The 15,548-nt window shown below is 72.1% G+C and carries 13 protein-coding genes and 1 tRNA gene; 11 read left to right on the top strand and 3 right to left on the bottom strand.

The window, feature by feature from the left end:
* The first annotated feature begins 58 nt into the window (after positions 1–58).
* The gene (locus ACLJOK_RS10790) at positions 59–961 is read left to right on the top strand and encodes an SDR family oxidoreductase (RefSeq protein WP_410818016.1); all 903 of its coding nucleotides are present in this window, start codon (positions 59–61) and stop codon (positions 959–961) included.
* Positions 962–1,002: 41 nt separating this feature from the next.
* Here ACLJOK_RS10790 and ACLJOK_RS10785 read toward each other — a convergent pair whose 3' ends face one another.
* Entirely contained in the window at positions 1,003–1,662 is a 660-nt protein-coding gene (locus ACLJOK_RS10785) for a nucleotidyl transferase AbiEii/AbiGii toxin family protein (protein ID WP_410818015.1), read from the bottom strand.
* The gene (locus ACLJOK_RS10780; RefSeq protein ID WP_410818013.1) at positions 1,659–2,000 is read right to left on the bottom strand and encodes a hypothetical protein; all 342 of its coding nucleotides are present in this window, start codon (positions 1,998–2,000) and stop codon (positions 1,659–1,661) included. The genes ACLJOK_RS10785 and ACLJOK_RS10780 overlap by 4 nt, the downstream gene beginning before the upstream one ends.
* Before the next feature lie 696 nt (positions 2,001–2,696).
* Between ACLJOK_RS10780 and ACLJOK_RS10775 the strand changes: the two genes are divergently transcribed.
* The 7 genes from ACLJOK_RS10775 (at position 2,697) to selB (ending at position 12,669) form a co-directional block, all read left to right on the top strand.
* Positions 2,697–3,263 (top strand): hypothetical protein, encoded by a 567-nt coding sequence (locus ACLJOK_RS10775; RefSeq protein WP_410818012.1) that lies wholly within the window; start codon positions 2,697–2,699, stop codon positions 3,261–3,263.
* Between the two features lie 734 nt (positions 3,264–3,997).
* Positions 3,998–7,270 carry a formate dehydrogenase gene (gene fdh / locus ACLJOK_RS10770; protein WP_410818010.1) on the top strand — a complete coding sequence of 1,091 codons (3,273 nt, stop codon included), beginning with the start codon at positions 3,998–4,000 and terminating at the stop codon, positions 7,268–7,270.
* Positions 7,260–8,228 carry a 4Fe-4S dicluster domain-containing protein gene (locus ACLJOK_RS10765; RefSeq protein ID WP_410818008.1) on the top strand — a complete coding sequence of 323 codons (969 nt, stop codon included), beginning with the start codon at positions 7,260–7,262 and terminating at the stop codon, positions 8,226–8,228. Before fdh ends, ACLJOK_RS10765 begins: the two co-directional genes overlap by 11 nt.
* The gene (gene nrfD / locus ACLJOK_RS10760; protein WP_410818007.1) at positions 8,225–9,475 is read left to right on the top strand and encodes an NrfD/PsrC family molybdoenzyme membrane anchor subunit; all 1,251 of its coding nucleotides are present in this window, start codon (positions 8,225–8,227) and stop codon (positions 9,473–9,475) included. Before ACLJOK_RS10765 ends, nrfD begins: the two co-directional genes overlap by 4 nt.
* 13 nt (positions 9,476–9,488) lie before the next feature.
* Positions 9,489–9,584: transfer RNA gene (locus tag ACLJOK_RS10755), tRNA-Sec, on the top strand.
* A 23-nt stretch (positions 9,585–9,607) separates the two neighbouring features.
* Positions 9,608–10,912: an L-seryl-tRNA(Sec) selenium transferase gene (gene selA / locus ACLJOK_RS10750; protein ID WP_410818006.1), complete on the top strand. Its 1,305-nt coding sequence runs from the start codon at positions 9,608–9,610 to the stop codon at positions 10,910–10,912.
* Between the two features lie 2 nt (positions 10,913–10,914).
* Entirely contained in the window at positions 10,915–12,669 is a 1,755-nt protein-coding gene (gene selB / locus ACLJOK_RS10745) for a selenocysteine-specific translation elongation factor (protein WP_410818005.1), read from the top strand.
* A 26-nt stretch (positions 12,670–12,695) separates the two neighbouring features.
* On the opposite strand, the gene ACLJOK_RS10740 is transcribed toward selB, so the two are convergent.
* Entirely contained in the window at positions 12,696–13,736 is a 1,041-nt protein-coding gene (locus tag ACLJOK_RS10740; protein ID WP_410818003.1) for an NAD(P)-dependent alcohol dehydrogenase, read from the bottom strand.
* A 95-nt stretch (positions 13,737–13,831) separates the two neighbouring features.
* Between ACLJOK_RS10740 and ACLJOK_RS10735 the strand changes: the two genes are divergently transcribed.
* The 3 genes from ACLJOK_RS10735 to ACLJOK_RS10725 all read left to right on the top strand — a co-directional run bounded on the left by ACLJOK_RS10735 (position 13,832) and on the right by ACLJOK_RS10725 (position 15,508).
* Positions 13,832–14,440 (top strand): TetR family transcriptional regulator, encoded by a 609-nt coding sequence (locus ACLJOK_RS10735; RefSeq protein WP_410818002.1) that lies wholly within the window; start codon positions 13,832–13,834, stop codon positions 14,438–14,440.
* 71 nt (positions 14,441–14,511) lie between these two features.
* Positions 14,512–15,252 carry a hypothetical protein gene (locus tag ACLJOK_RS10730; RefSeq protein ID WP_410818000.1) on the top strand — a complete coding sequence of 247 codons (741 nt, stop codon included), beginning with the start codon at positions 14,512–14,514 and terminating at the stop codon, positions 15,250–15,252.
* Between the two features lie 58 nt (positions 15,253–15,310).
* The gene (locus ACLJOK_RS10725; RefSeq protein WP_030327722.1) at positions 15,311–15,508 is read left to right on the top strand and encodes a hypothetical protein; all 198 of its coding nucleotides are present in this window, start codon (positions 15,311–15,313) and stop codon (positions 15,506–15,508) included.
* Positions 15,509–15,548: the final 40 nt, after the last annotated feature.

The following is a 15,548-nucleotide window of genomic DNA, read 5'->3' as shown; positions in this document are numbered from 1 at the left end:
GGCCGGTGACAACATTCGCGGGAGAGCCCGGCTTCCCGCGCGCAGCGAGGAGATATCGGTGAGCGAGGACCAGCACACCCAGCAGGACCCGACCAGCCAGTACGGCCAGCAGTCCGGTCAGCCCGCACAGCAGCAGTCAGCGCCCGGCTCGACCGGGGAGATGACCCCGAAGCCGGACCACGGGGAGGAGTCGTATCGGGGCAGCGGCAAGCTCGACGGCAAGCGGGCGCTGATCACCGGCGGTGACTCGGGGATCGGCCGGGCGGTAGCGATCGCCTTCGCCCGGGAGGGTGCGGACGTGCTCATCTCCTACCTCGGTGAGGAGGAGGACGCCGACGCCCGGGAGACCATCCGGCTGGTCGAGGCCGCCGGCCGGCGGGGCGTCGCGGTACGCGGCGACATCACCGACGAGGCGCACTGCCAGGAGCTTGTCGATCGGGCGGTGCGCGACCTGGGCGGCCTCGACGTCCTGGTCAACAACGCGGCGTACCAGATGTCGCAGGACAAGGGGATCCTCGGCATCAGCACCGAGCAGTTCGACCGGGTGTTCAAGACCAACCTGTACGCGATGTTCTGGCTCTGCAGGGCAGCCATTCCGCACCTGGCCGAGGGGTCGGCGATCATCAACACGTCGTCGATCCAGGCGTTCGACCCGTCGCCGCAACTGCTGGACTACGCCACCACCAAGGCGGGGATCGCCAACTTCACCAAGGCCCTCGCCGCCGACCTGGCCGAGCAGGGGATCCGGGTCAACGCTGTCGCACCGGGCCCGGTGTGGACGCCGCTGATCCCGTCCACCATGCCGGAGGAGAAGGTGAAGCAGTTCGGCACCGACACCCCGGAGGGTCGTCCCGGGCAACCGGCTGAGCTGGCGCCCGCGTACGTCTTCTTCGCCTCGCAGGAGTCCAGCTACGTGACGGGCGAGATCCTGGGGGTCACTGGCGGTCGACCGACCAAGTGACCCGCTGACCGGGTGGGCGTCCGCTGGTGGCGCCCACCCGGTCAGCGGGGCCAGGCGGCGAAGCGTTGTCGGATCTTCACGACGTCGGCGGCCCCCAGGCCGTACCTGCCGAAACGCTGGTCGGAGAGCCGGTCCAGGTAGCGGCCGGCGGCGCGCACGTCGTCCGGGTCCAGCGCGGGGTCGACCTGCCGTGCCAGCACCAACAACTCGGTCACGTCGTAGTGGTCGAGGGCCGCCGCCACGTCGATGAAGTCGCGGACCTCCCGCCGGTTGACCAACGCGGCGATCTTGTTCGCCACCAGGTCACGGACGTCCATCACCGGGCCGAGGTCCATCACCACAGGGCTCTGCTGGCGGTCCAATCGGGCGAGGCTGAGCCGGATCTGCCGTCCGTCGCGGCTCACCACGAAATCCTTCATGTCCTGCTCGTACCCGTCGAACAACTCGGCCAGCTCACTGTCCGGGTCGGCGTCGCTGACGATGAACCCGGCCCGCTCCAGGGCCACCCGCACCCCGGCCGACGCCGCCGCCGCAGCGCCCTCCACGTCCGCGAAGAGGTCGACGTCCTCCGTCGGTCGGGCGACCAACCCGTGCGCCGCCCACGCCACCCCACCACCCAGAACGAACCGGTACGGCCCGGCGGCGGCCAGCGCCACCCGGGCCACCTCCCGGTAGAAACCGTGTAGATGTGGTTCGGTCACGCCGAGCGCAGGCCGCGGTGGCGGCTCTCCCACGCCTGGCGTACGCCCCGAGGCAGGTTGAGCAGTCGCCATACCCGACGCAGCGTCCGCCCGTTGATCAGAGCCCGCAGATCCTCGGCCCGGGTGGTTTCGCGCAGCACGTTCTCGTACATCCAGAGCAGCTGGTCGGGGTCGCCGAGGTCGAAGGTGCGCTCGGCGTTCCACATCAGCCGTACCGGCAGCTCCACCACACCTCGGGTGGGGCCGGCCAGCTCGGCGAGCGTCCGCGCCACCACAGCGGGGCGACCCGGGCGGGCCAGAAAGGCCACGCCGGTCGTAGTGGGGGAGACGGCCTGCATGGTGTCAGGGTAACGCCCACCAGAGCCGGTGTCGCTCAGGTCGATCCCAGAGCGCTGCTCCAGGCGCGCCGGCATGTCCCCGACCGGCGGCGACGTCTGTCCGGTTTGTCTGGGCTGGTGCGTTCGGTCGGTCCCGATTGACTCGGGTTCCTTGATGTCGGGGTGTCCGGGGCTCCGGGATGCCCCGACTTCCGTGAACCCGAGTGGATCGGCCCCGTCTGGGGTGGGTGGGGCCGTGCTGGCGGGGCCGTGTGGGCGGTTTGTCCGCTGGGGTGTCGATTGGGCCGGTGACCGGGCGCACCCTCAGGCTGGAATCCTGGCGGGGTCGGGGTCGTTACATACCCTGACGATCGCAGTACCACCGACCCGCCGCCCGAGCGCTGGGGGCTGGTCGCGCAGGTGGGAATGCCAGCCAGCACCCGGTCGTTACAGTCCCCACGAACGACCGACGGGCACCGCCCCGACGAGGGTGCCAACGGATGGGCCACCCCCGGAATGACCCCGGCCCCCCGGTCGTTACACATGGACCCGGCGCCACGAGCCCCCGCTCGCCAGGCCGCCGACCCGACGCCCGACAGGCGTCACCCCCCAGACTTTCCCCCTGTTAGTGCAGCGCCGGACGAGGTGCTCACACCCGTGACTGCCGTTCCCCCGATCGGTGTGTGCGGGTGTTCTACCCCCGAAGGAGCTACCCCCATGAACACGATCTTCCGTAAGAGCATGCTGTCTGTTGCTGGTCTCGCGTTCGCCGGTGGTGTGTTCGCCGGTCCGATCGCCGCCCACGCCGCTACCCCGGCCGTGGACGCCAAGCCCGTCGCCGTGGCCGTGCAGCAGTCGGCGCCGAAGCCGCAGGGCGACCAGTCCCACATCAGCCTCAACGACGAGCAGACCGCGAACGTGAAGGCGATCATCGCCGCCACGAAGAAGGCCGGCCTGCCCGAGCGGGCCGCGGTCATCTCGATCGCGACGAGCCTGCAGGAGTCCAAGCTGGAGAACCTCGGCCACCTGGGCGACATGAACGACCACGACTCGCTGGGCCTGTTCCAACAGCGCCCGAGCTCGGGTTGGGGCACGCCGGAGCAAATCACCAACCCTGAGTACTCCACCACCGCGTTCCTCAAGGGCCTCAAGCAGGTCGACGGGTGGCAGGACATGCCCCTGACCGACGCCGCGCAGACCGTGCAGGTGTCGGCCTACCCGGACGCCTACGCCCAGTGGGAGCAGCAGGCCACCGACCTCGTCGCCCAGCACTGGAACAGCTGACCCACACCACCCGCACGACACCGACCGCTGGCCGGCACCCGCAACACCGGGGTGCCGGCCAGCGGCGTTTCCGTGTCCGTGCGGCCGGCACATAGCCGCTGGCCGCTGGCTGCTGGTCGCGGATGCGGCGACGCCGGGTGCCGGAAGCGGATGCCGCGCCGCCGGGTGCCCGCCGCAAGCGGATGCCGCGTTCCGGTCGGTGGCTGCCTGCAGATCTTGGACACTTTCCGTTCCGCACGAACGGAAACTGTCCAAGATCTCGCGGGGCATGGCCGAATCGCGGCGCGATGGCGGGTGTCGTGTCGTGGTCGTAAGGCGACCGGCGGTGCAGCGATGAGCCTGACGGCACCCGGCCCGGCGGGGCGGCGGTGCGGCGGGGCGGCGGTGCGGCGGGGCGGCGGTGCGGCGGGGCGGCGGTGCGGCGGTGCGGCGGGGCGATCGAAACGGTGGGCAGGGCGGGTCAGGGCGGGCTGGGGAACAACGTGAGGTGCGGGCTGGTTGTGGGGGGTGTCGGTGTGACTCAGTGTCCCCGGGCCTCACCTAATATCGCCTTCGCGGAATACCGTTCGGCTGGAGCCGCGTCGTGCCACTCGCCGAGAGGCGACCTGCACACCGACACCAGCGCCGCCCCCGTCCTACCGGCCGGGGGCGGCGCTGTCTGCATCCCCGGTTCGCGAACCTGTCTCAGTTGACCTATGTTCAGAGGGTCGCTCGCGTGGGAGGGGGTGTCGGGGTTGGGTCTACGGACCTTTATCGAGGGTTGGCCGGTCTACCGCCAGCTCACCGGCACGGACCCGCTGGGCCGGGGCGCCGCGGCGAAGTCCGACGGGTCTCGTGCGCTCACCGCCCGCACCGAGACCGCCGACAGCGTCGCCCGTTCGGTCTGCCCGTACTGCGCTGTGGGTTGTGGTCAGCGGGTGTTCGTGAAGGACGGGCAGGTCAGTCAGATCGAGGGTGATCCGGACAGCCCGATCTCGCGGGGTCGGCTCTGCCCGAAGGGTTCGGCGAGCAAGAGCCTGGTGACCAGTCCGCTGCGGCAGACCACGGTCCGCTATCGCCGGCCGTACGCGACGCAGTGGGAGGATCTGGAGCTCGACACCGCGCTCGACATGATCGCCGACCGGATCCTCGCCGCCCGCGAGCAGACCTGGGAGGACGTCGACACGCAGGGCCGGCCGCTCAACCGGACGCTGGGTATCTCCAGCCTGGGTGGGGCGACGTTGGACAACGAGGAGAACTACCTCATCAAGAAGTTGTTCACCGCGATGGGGGCGCTCCAGATCGAGAACCAGGCCCGTATTTGACACTCCGCCACCGTCCCCGGTCTGGGGGCCAGCTTCGGTCGTGGCGGTGCGACGGATTTCCAGCAGGACATCGCCAACGCTGACGTGATCGTCATCCAGGGTTCGAACATGGCTGAGGCGCACCCGGTGGGTTTCCAGTGGGTGATGGAGGCCAAGCGTCGGGGGGCGAAGGTCTTCCACGTCGACCCGCGGTTCACGCGGACGAGTGCGGTCGCGGATGAGTACCTGCCGATCCGGGCGGGCACGGACATCGCGTTGCTCGGTGGGGTGGTGCGCTACATCCTGGACAACGAGTTGGACTTCCGGGAGTACGTGCTCTCGTACACCAACGCGGCGACGATCGTCAGCGAGGAGTTCACCGACACCGAGGACGGCGACGGCTTCTTCTCCGGCTTCGACCCGGAGACCAACACCTACGTGCAGGACAGTTGGCAGTACGAGGGGCACGAGGATTCGTCGGGTAGTGGGCACACCGCTCAGGAGCGGGACAGCGCCGCGGGCTTGGCGCACGAGTCGCACGGCGCGCAGGTGGGCGGGCAGACCCGGCGCGACGAGACGTTGCAGCACCCGCGCTGCGTCTACCAAATCCTCAAGCGACACTTCGCCCGCTACACCCCGGAGATGGTGGAGCGGGTCTGCGGCATTTCGCAGGCGCAGTTCCTGGAGTTGGCGCGGGCGTGGACGGCGAACTCCGGTCGGGACCGCACCGGCATGCTGATCTACTCGGTCGGGTGGACGCAGCACAGTGTGGGTGTGCAGTACATCCGCACCGGTGCGATCATCCAGCTGTTGCTGGGCAACATGGGTCGCCCGGGTGGCGGAGTGATGGCGCTGCGCGGGCACGCCAGCATCCAGGGCTCGACCGACATCCCGACGTTGTTCAACCTGCTGCCCGGTTATCTGCCGATGCCGCACCACGCCGAGCACCCGAGCTTCGACGAGTGGGTGGACAGCATCCGTCACCCGGGGCAGAAGGGGTTCTGGGGTAACGCGCGGTCGTTCGCCGCCAGCCTGCTCAAGGCGTACTGGGGTGACGCGGCGACGCCGGAGAACGACTTCTGCTATGGCTACCTGCCCCGGCTGACCGGTGATCACGGCACGTACCAGCAGGTGCTCAACATGATCGATGGGAAGATCAAGGGGTACTTCCTGCTCGGGCAGAACCCGGCGGTCGGTTCGGCGCACGGCCGGGCGCAGCGGCTCGGGATGGCCAACCTCGACTGGTTGGTGGTCCGGGACCTGTTCATGATCGAGAGCGCGACGTTCTGGCAGAACGGACCCGAGGTCGCCAACGGGGAAATCGTGCCGGAGGAGTGCCGTACGGAGGTGTTCTTCCTGCCCGCAGCGTCGCATGTGGAGAAGGAGGGCACGTTCACCCAGACGCAGCGCCTGTTGCAGTGGCGCGAGAAGGCGGTCGAGCCGCCGGGCGACGCCCGCTCCGAGCTGTGGTTCTTCTATCACCTGGGTCGCAAACTGCGGGAGAAGCTGGCCGACTCGCCGCTGCCGCGCGACCGGGCGCTGCTCGACCTCACCTGGGACTACCTTACGCATGGTCCGCACGCGGAGCCGAGCGCCGAGGCGGTGCTGCGCGAGATCAACGGGTACGACGTGGCGACCGGCCGCCCGCTGTCCGGTTTCGCCGAGGCCCGCGCGGACGGCTCCACAGCGATCGGTTGTTGGATCTACAGCGGGGTGTATGCGGACGGGGTGAACCAGGCGGCCCGGCGCAAGTCCCGGCACGAGCAGGACTGGGTGGCCGCCGAGTGGGGTTGGGCGTGGCCGGCGAACCGGCGCATCCTCTACAACCGCGCGTCCGCCGACCCGGACGGCAACCCGTGGAGTGAGCGCAAGCGTTACGTGTGGTGGGACGCGGAGAAGGCCGAGTGGACCGGTTACGACGTGCCGGACTTCGAGAAGACCAAACCACCGTCGTACCGGCCGCCAGCCGGCGCGTCCGGGCCGGAGGGCATCGCGGGCGACGACCCGTTCGTCATGCAGGGCGACGGCAAGGGCTGGCTGTACGCGCCCAGCGGTGTCCTGGACGGGCCGCTGCCGACGCACTACGAGCCGGTGGAGTCGCCGGTGCGTAATCCGCTCTACGGTCAGCAGGCCAACCCGACCCGCAAGATGTACGCGCACCCGGTGAACTCGGTGAACCCGAGCCCGCCGCAGGAGCACGGTCAGGTGTTCCCGTATGTGTTTACTGTCAGCCGGCTCACCGAGCACCACACCGCCGGTGCGATGAGCCGGACGGTGTCACCGCTGGCCGAGCTGCAACCGGAGATGTTCGTCGAGGTGTCCCCGGCCCTGGCCGGTGAGGTCGGGCTGACGCATCTGGGGTGGGCGCACCTGGTCAGCGGCCGTGCGGTGATCGAGGCGAAGGTGCTGGTGACTGACCGGCTCACCCCGTTGCGGGTGGACGGTCGGATCATCCACCAGGTGTGGTTGCCGTATCACTTCGGTTTCGAGGGCCTGGTCACCGGCGACTCGGCCAACGACCTGTTCGGTATCAGCCTGGACCCGAACGTGCTGATCCAGGAGAGCAAGGTCGGCACCTGCGACGTGCGGCCGGGCCGTCGTCCCATCGGCCCGGCGTTGCTCGAGCTGGTGGCCGACTACCAGCGGCGTGCCGGGATCGTCCCGGGCCAGCACGCGCCGGCCGTGACCATCGACAATGAGGGGAAGGAGCACGGTGCTTCCTGACCCGAACAGTCTGTACGGTCCGCTGGACCCGGCACCCGACGCCGGCTATGAGAACGCGCCGCCGCGGATGGGGTTCTTCACCGACACCAGCGTCTGCATCGGTTGCAAGGCGTGCGAGGTGGCCTGCAAGGAGTGGAACGGCGTTCCGGAGAGCGGCCTGGATCTGCTCGGCATGTCGTACGACAACACCGGCGCGTTGACAGCGAACTCGTGGCGACACGTCGCGTTCATCGAGCAGCCCCGCCCGGCCGGGCATGGCGCCGCACCGGCCGACGTTCTCGGCGCGCCGGTCGACGTCGGCCCGGTCCGGCCGGTCGACGCGGGACCGCAGTTCCTGGGGATGCCGGGGGCCCAGCCACCGGGCCGGGGCACGGGCGTCGAGGAGCGCACGGATTTCCGGTGGCTGATGATGTCGGACGTCTGCAAGCACTGCACCCACGCGGCCTGCCTGGACGTCTGCCCGACAGGTTCTCTGTTCCGCACGGAGTTCGGCACCGTGGTGGTGCAGGAGGACATCTGCAACGGGTGTGGGTACTGCATCTCGGCGTGTCCGTACGGGGTGATCGATCAGCGTAAGGACGACGGCCGGGCGTGGAAGTGCACGCTGTGCTACGACCGGTTGGGCGCGGGGATGACGCCGGCGTGCGCGCAGGCGTGTCCGACCGAGTCGATCCAGTACGGGCCCCTGGGGGAGCTGCGTGAACGGGCTGCCGCCCGGGTGGCGACACTGCACGACAGGGGGGTCCCCGAGGCCCGCCTGTACGGGCACGACCCGAACGACGGCGTGGGTGGTGACGGGGCGTTCTTCCTGCTCCTGGACGAACCCGAGGTGTACGGGTTGCCGCCCGACCCGGTCGTGACCACCCGTGACCTGCCGAAGATGTGGAAGCGTGCCGGCCTCGCGGCTCTCGCCATGGCGGCGGCGACCGTCGCCGCGTTCGTCGGAGGTTCCTCATGACCCCACCGGGCCCCGTGGGCGACCGGTTCCGTCGCTTCCGGGAGCGGCTCGCCGCCGAGAGCGGCGACCAGCCCCGGGTGAGCGACGAGCGACCCAGCACCGCGAGCGGTGCGCAGGCCACGAGCGGTGGCGACCACCCGACCGACAGGGGCACGGCCGGCGGTAACGAGGCCGCCAGCAGCCGCCGGGGCGACCTGACGGCGCGGCGGAGCACCGAAGCCGGGGTCCGGCAGGGCCGGCGGGGCAGGCGGCGCGGCGGCGGTGAGGAACTGCGGGTGCCGGAGGCCGAGTTCACGTCCTACTACGGTCGGCCCGTTCTCAAGGGGCCGGTCTGGAAGTGGGACGTCGCGGCGTACCTGTTCACCGGCGGGCTGGCCGCCGGCTCGTCGCTGCTTGCCGCGGGCGGGCAGCTCACCGGGCGGCCCGCGTTGCGGCGTGCCGGTCGGGTCAGCGCGTTGGCCGCCGTCAGTGCCAGCGCCGTCTTCCTGGTGAAGGACCTGGGCCGGCCGGCCCGGTTCCACCACATGCTGCGGGTGGCCAAACCGACCTCGCCGATGTCGATGGGTACCTGGATCCTCACCGCGTACGGGCCGGCGGCGGGCGTCGCCGCGATCGCCGAGGCGGCCGGTGTGCTGCCCCGGCACGGTCTGCTCGGGCTGGCCGGCCGGGCGTTGCCGCCGATCGGGCACGCCGCGGGGCTGCTCGCCGCCGGCACCGCGCCGGCGCTGGCCACGTACACCGGGGTGTTGCTGGCCGACACGGCGGTGCCGTCCTGGCATGAGGCGTACCCCGAGCTGCCGGTGATCTTCGCGGGCAGCGCGCTGGCCAGCGGCGCCGGCGTGGGTCTGCTCGCCGCGCCGCCGGCCCAGGCCGGACCGGCCCGCCGGATGGCGGTGGCCGGCGCGGCCCTGGAGCTGTACGGCGCGCATCGGGTGGAGACCCGCCTCGGCCTGCTCAGCGAGCCCTACCGGTTGGATCGGCCAGGTCGGCTGCTGCGCGCCGGGCGGTTGCTGACCGCCGGCGGGGTGGCGGGTGCGCTGCTGGGCCGGCGCAGCCGGGTGGTCGGGGCGCTCTCGGGGACCGCGCTGCTGGCCGCGTCGGTGCTGACCCGGTTCGGCATCTTCTACGGCGGCGTCGCCTCGGCCCGCGACCCCCGCTACACAGTGGTGCCGCAGCGCGAACGGGTCGAGGCGCGGCGAACCGGCATGGAACTTCCAGCTGACCGGGCGGTCCCGCCCGCGGTGTGATCGAATGTCCGGTGGAGGCGTTCAGGCGGCTGGTGCCCCTCCCGGTCTTCAAAACCGGAGTGGTCCGGGACCCGGGCCAGGCGGGTTCGATTCCCGTCCGTCTCCGCCACACCGCTTGCAGGAGATGACGTGATGGGCGACGGCCCGGTGGACCCGCGACGCCGGGTGCCCCGTACGGACACGCTGCTCGCCGACCCGGTGCTGGCCGCCGCCACCGCGACCCTCGGCCGGGAGCAGGTCAAGGCGATCGTCTCCCACGCGCAGGGCCGCGCCCGCCGCGGTGAGCTCAACCCCGACGAGGTACGCGACGCGGCGGTCGCCGCGTTGCCCACGCCCCGCCCCCGGGTGGTGCTCAACGCCACCGGTGTCGTGCTGCACACCAACCTGGGTCGGGCGCCGTTGTCGTCCGCCGCGGTCGCCGCGGTGGTGGCCGCCGCCGGGCACACCGACGTCGAGTTGGACCTGGCCACCGGCCGACGGGCCCGCCGCGGCCGGGGCGCGCTCGACGCGCTGGCCGCCGCCGTGCCCGACGCCGGCGCCGTGCACGTGGTCAACAACGGCGCCGCCGCGTTGGTGCTGGCCGCCACCGCGATGGCCGCCGGCCGGGAGATCGTGGTCAGCAGGGGCGAACTGGTCGAGATCGGCGACGGCTTCCGCCTGCCCGACCTGCTGGAGAGCACCGGCGCGCGGCTGCGCGAGGTGGGCACCACCAACCGCACCACCCTCGCGGACTACGCCGCCGCGCTCGGCCCGCAGACCGGCTTCGTGCTCAAGGTGCACCCGTCGAACTTCCAGGTCACCGGCTTCACCTCCGCCGTCGGCGTACGGCAACTGGCCACGCTCGGGGTGCCGGTGGTCGCGGACATCGGCTCCGGGCTGCTCGACGCGGACCCGCTGCTGCCCGACGAACCGGACGCGGCCAGCACCCTGCGTGCCGGGGCCGCGCTGGTCACCGCCAGCGGCGACAAGCTGCTCGGTGGGCCGCAGGCGGGGCTGCTGCTGGGTGACGTCGAGGTGATCGACCGGTTGCGTCGCCACCCACTGGCCCGGGCGCTGCGGGTGGACAAGCTCACCCTGGCCGCGCTGGCCGCCACCCTGCACCAACCGGACACCCCGACCCGGACGGCGCTGCACGCCGACCCGGGTGCCCTGCGCGAACGGGTGGAGCGGCTGCGCGACCGGCTCGGCGTGGACGGCCGCAAGGCGGAGGTGGTGCCGGCCGTCGCGGTGGTCGGCGGGGGCGGCGCCCCCGGGGTGGAGCTGGGCTCGTGGGCGTTGAGCCTGCCCGAGCGGTACGCGGCGCCGCTGCGCGTCGGAGACCCGCCGGTCCTGGGTCGGGTGGTGCGCGGGCGGCTGCTGCTCGACCTGCGCTGTGTGCCCGCCGACGCCGACGAGGCCGTCCGCGCGGCCGTGCTGCGTGTACCCGGGGACGACTGAGCGTGTTCGTCGTCGCGACCGCCGGGCACGTCGACCACGGCAAGTCGACACTGGTCCGGGCGTTGACCGGAATGGAACCCGACCGCTGGGCTGAGGAACGCCGCCGGGGGATGACCATCGACCTGGGTTTCGCCTGGACGACGCTGCCGTCCGGCGGCACCGTCGCCTTCGTCGACGTACCCGGGCACGAGCGGTTCGTGCCGAACATGCTCGCCGGCGTCGGCCCGGTCCCGGCGGCGCTGATCGTGGTGGCCGCCGACGAGGGCTGGATGCCGCAGTCCGCCGAGCACCTGGCCGCGCTCGATGCGCTCGGTGTCGCGTACGGCCTGCTGGCGGTGACCCGCGCGGACCTGGCCGATCCGGGGCCGGCGACGGCCCGTGCCCGCGCCGAGATCGCCGCGACCAGCCTCGGCGCGGTGCCGGCGGTGGCGGTCAGTGGCCTGACCGGCGCCGGCCTGCCGCAGTTGCGGGCGGCCCTGGACCGGCTCGCCGCCCAACTGCCCGCGCCGGTGCTGGACGACCCGGTCCGGCTGTGGGTGGACCGCAGCTTCACGGTGCGGGGCAGTGGCACAGTCGTCACCGGCACTCTCGGCGCCGGGCGGCTGCGGGTGGGCGACGAACTGGAGCTGGCCGGCGCCGACGCACCGGTCCGGGTCCGTGGCCTGCACTCCCTGGGCGAGGCCCGCCCGGAGGCGGCGGCGGTCGCCCGGGTGGCGGTCAACCTGCGCGGTACGCCCCGCGACCGGCTCGGCCGGGGCGACGCGTTGCTCACCCCGGGCCGGTTTCACCACACCGACCTGGTCGACGTCCGGCTCGCCGGCGACCCGGCCGCCGACCTGCCGGCCACCCTCACCCTGCACGTCGGGTCGGCGGCGGTGCCGGTACGGGTGCGCCCGCTCGGCCCGGACACTGTCCGGCTGCGGCTGGCCCGCCCGCTGCCGTTGCTGGTGGGTGACCGGGCGCTGCTGCGGGACCCGGGCCGCCATCACGTCAGCGGCGGGGTGCGGGTGCTGGACGTGGCACCCCCACCGCTGGGCCGACGGGGCGCGGCCGCCGCCCGCGCCCAGGTCCTCACCGAGTTGGACGGTCGGCCCGACCTGGCGGGGGAGCTGCGCCGTCGCCGGCTCATCCGGGCCGGCGCGTTGATCCGGATGGGTGTGCCGGTGTACGCCGAGCCGGTGGCCGGTGACTGGCTGGCCGACCCCGCGCACTGGCGGTGGCTCGGTGAGCGGCTGACCGAGGAGGTCGCCCGGCACGCGCGGGAGCACCCGTTGGAGCCTGGGATGCCGGTGGACGCGCTGCGTCAGCGCCTTGACCTGCCCGACCGGGTGCTGGTCGAGGCGTTGGTCCGGCCGCCGCTGCGGATCCACGCAGGTCGGGTCGGGGCGGCGAGCGCCAACGCGCTGCCTGAACCGGTGGCCCGGGCTGTGCAGCGGGTCCGCGCCGAGTACGGCGACCGGCCGTTCCGGGCCCCCGAGGCGGACCGCCTCGTCGACCTCGGCCTGGGCCCCCGGGAGATCGGCGCGGCGGTGCGGGCCGGCGCTCTGCTGCGGCTGGCCGACAACGTGGTGCTGCTGCCCGACGCGCTCGACGACGCGGTCCGCGTGTTGGCCGGGTTGCCGCAGCCGTTCACCCTCTCCGCGGCCCGGCAGGCGTTGGACACCACCCGCCGGGTGGCGGTGCCCCTGCTGGAGTTGCTGGACCGGCGGGGCGCGACCCGTCGGCTGCCCGACGACGCCCGCATCGTCGTCACCTGAGCGCCGCGACCCGGCCAATCGCTGTGTCAGTCGAGGTCGGACATGTCGAGCACGAAGCGGTAGCGGACGTCGTTGCGCCGGAGGCGGTCGAGTGCCGTCTCCACCTGCGCCGACGGGAGCACCTCGACGTCCGCGGCGATGCCGTGGTCGGCGCAGAACTGGAGCATCTCGGCTGTCGAGCGACGGCCTCCGCTGCCGGCGGAGCTGAGCTTCTTGCGGCCGACAAGCAGGTCGGTGGCCTGCACGGTGACCGGGCCCAGGAACCCGAGCAGGCTGAGGGTGCCGTCGATCGCCACCAGCTTCAGATAGGGGGCGAGGTCATGCGGTGCCGAGATGGTGTCGATGACGATGTCGAAGGTGTCTCGTGCCGTCGCCATCTGCCGGGTGTCGGTGGAGGCGATGAGGTCGTGTGCGCCGAGCCGGCGGGCGTCGTCGCGCTTGTCTCGCGTGCGGCTGATGACGGTGGTGGTGGCACCGAGTGCGACGGCCATCTTGACCGCGAGGTGGCCCAGGCCGCCGAGCCCGGCCACGGCGACACGACTGTTGGGGCCCACCCCGAGGGCGCGCAGCGGTTCCCAGACGGTCACGCCGGCGCACAGCAGCGGGGCGGCCGCGACCGGGTCGAGGCCGGCGGGCAGCGGGTAGGCGAAGGCGTCGCGGACGACGTAGTCGCGGGAGAAGCCGCCCAGGGTGGTCGAACCGTCCTGCCGGTCGGTGCCGCCGTAGGTGAGGGTCGGGAAGGAGTGGCAGAAGTTCTCCTGTCCCGCCGCGCACATCGCGCACCCGCCGCAGGAGTCGACGATGTTGCCCACGGCGACGCGATCGCCGACCGTGAAGGCGGTCACCTCGGGGCCTGTCTCGGTCACCACGCCGGTGAACTCGTGACCGGGCACCAGGGGCGCGTCCGCGCGCTGGTCGTGGTCGTTCAGGGCGTGCAGGTCGCTGTGGCACACGCCGCAGTGCTCGACCCGTACCGCAAGGTCGTCGGGGCGCAGGTCGCGGCGTTGCAGCGACGTCCGCCGCAGCGTCGTGGGGCTGGTCGCCTGCCATCCGGTGGTCGTCCGCATCGGTGAGCTCCTTAAACAAACTGTTCGGTCTGTTTCACCGTAGACCCGACTGCGGTGCACCGCAAACCAACCGTTCTGTTTGCTAGAGTGCGGGTATGCCGGAGCAGCCCCTGACCTCGCGAGGCGCCGCGACCTACCAGCGCATCCTCGACGCCGCCACCGAGGAGTTCGCCCAGCACGGCATCGCCGGAGCGCGGGTCGAACGCATAGTGACCGCAGCGCGCACCAACAAGGCGCAGCTCTACGCCTACTTCGGCGACAAGGAACGACTCTTCGACGCGATCTTTCTCAGCTCACTGGAGCGCATCACGAACGTCGTGCCGATCGACGCCGACGACCTCGCGGACTGGGCCGTCCGCCTCTATGACGAATACCTGCGCCGCCCCGACCTCATCCGGCTCGCGACCTGGACACGACTGGAGCGCCGGCCTGCCGGGCACCTCGTCGAGACCCACCAGCACTACGACGATCGCAAGCTCACGGCCATCGCCGAGGCGCAGGCCGCCGGGCGGGTGCGCGCCGGTGACCCGTTCGACATCATGGCCCTGGTCATCGCCATGTCCATGGCCTGGTCGCCGGTCAGCAATGTCTACGCGGCCAGCAACCAGGAAGCCGATGACGTCCACGGTCAACGTCGCGCTCTGCTCCGCGACTGCGTCCAACGCGCCATCGTCCCGACCGACCAGGATCAACCGGGCCGTTGACCCGCCGTACGGCCGTCACTCGCGGCCGATCCGGGGCTGACAGCATTGCGCCGGGGTGCGACGGTGATCTGATGGTCGAGACGATCCCCACCCGGTCGCGGTCCTCCGGCGGCCGGTGGCGTGCGGTCGTCCCGGTGGTGCTGCGCTGGGCGCTGCCGGTGCTGTGGGTGCTGTGGGCGCCTCTGGCGTGGTGGGTCGAACCGCGCGAGTCGACGCAGGCCCAACTCGACCGGGATCTCGCGGCCGGCAGGGTGGTGACCTTCCAACGGGCGCAGGGCTGGGCCGACGACGACGCGTACTGGGGCAGTCGACCGGATCTCCGGTACGCGGCCGACGGCGCGATCCTGGCGTGGACCGTGCCGAACGGCCAGACCCGGTACGCCTTCGTCGACCCGCCCGTCTCGGCCTCGTACCCGGGTGAGCCGGACCTGTCGACGAACGCCGGGCAGGACGCGCGGCTCGCTGCCGCGGCCGACCCGTGGCAGGCCGACGGCGCCCTCGCGCACCGGATCGCGGGCACCGCCGGTCTGCTCGCCGGTGTGCTGACCCTGATCTGGCTGGGCCGGTTGATCGGTGGCGCGCCGCCGCTGGCGGGCACCCGGTGGTTCTGGTTCTGGGTCGGGCTGATCCCGTTCGGGGCGGGTGTGCTGGCGTGGACCTACCGGGAGCTGTGGAGGCCGCCGTCGCCGCCGGTGCTCGACCGTGCCTCCGGGTGGCGTGGCGTCGGCTGGCTGGTGCTCGCCGGGTTCGGGATCGCCCTGCTGGTGTCGATCGCTCGTGGCGTGCTTGGAACGACTGTGGTGCCGGGCTGAGCCGGTGGTGCCGGGCCAACCGGCCCCGAGCTCGGCGACGGTCACCTACGGTGACGCCATGGACCCTTCGGCGGTCTGGCGGGACCGCCAGCACCGGTGGCGGATCGAGGCGTACCGCGCGCCGGACCTGCGCTTCGCCATCTACGCCACCAACGGCCCCACCGAGTCGGTGCCGCTGTGGCTGTTCGGGATGTCGGCACTGGCCCGGTGGCTGATGACCCACGCCATCTCGCTGGACGACCTGGAGGTCGACTGAGCGGGGGCGCGGTCGCAAACCGGGCCCGCGGTGCCCCCCG

Origin of the sequence: Micromonospora sp. 050-3 (genome assembly GCF_046549335.1) — a bacterium.
GTDB classification, from domain to species: domain Bacteria; phylum Actinomycetota; class Actinomycetes; order Mycobacteriales; family Micromonosporaceae; genus Micromonospora; species Micromonospora trifolii.
The sequence above is the reverse complement of the archived record's forward strand: the minus strand, read 5'-3'. Positions and strand labels throughout refer to the sequence as shown.

Bases quoted from the DNA above. Each gene is read 5' to 3' on its own strand.
- ACLJOK_RS10780 (WP_410818013.1), bottom strand. From the start codon at position 2,000: ATGCAGGCCGTCTCCCCCACTACGACCGGCGTGGCCTTTCTGGCCCGC.
- ACLJOK_RS10775 (WP_410818012.1), top strand. From the start codon at position 2,697: ATGAACACGATCTTCCGTAAGAGCATGCTGTCTGTTGCTGGTCTCGCG.
- nrfD (WP_410818007.1), top strand. From the start codon at position 8,225: ATGACCCCACCGGGCCCCGTGGGCGACCGGTTCCGTCGCTTCCGGGAG.
- selA (WP_410818006.1), top strand. From the start codon at position 9,608: ATGGGCGACGGCCCGGTGGACCCGCGACGCCGGGTGCCCCGTACGGAC.
- ACLJOK_RS10740 (WP_410818003.1), bottom strand. From the start codon at position 13,736: ATGCGGACGACCACCGGATGGCAGGCGACCAGCCCCACGACGCTGCGG.
- ACLJOK_RS10735 (WP_410818002.1), top strand. From the start codon at position 13,832: ATGCCGGAGCAGCCCCTGACCTCGCGAGGCGCCGCGACCTACCAGCGC.
- ACLJOK_RS10730 (WP_410818000.1), top strand. From the start codon at position 14,512: ATGGTCGAGACGATCCCCACCCGGTCGCGGTCCTCCGGCGGCCGGTGG.
- ACLJOK_RS10725 (WP_030327722.1), top strand. From the start codon at position 15,311: ATGGACCCTTCGGCGGTCTGGCGGGACCGCCAGCACCGGTGGCGGATC.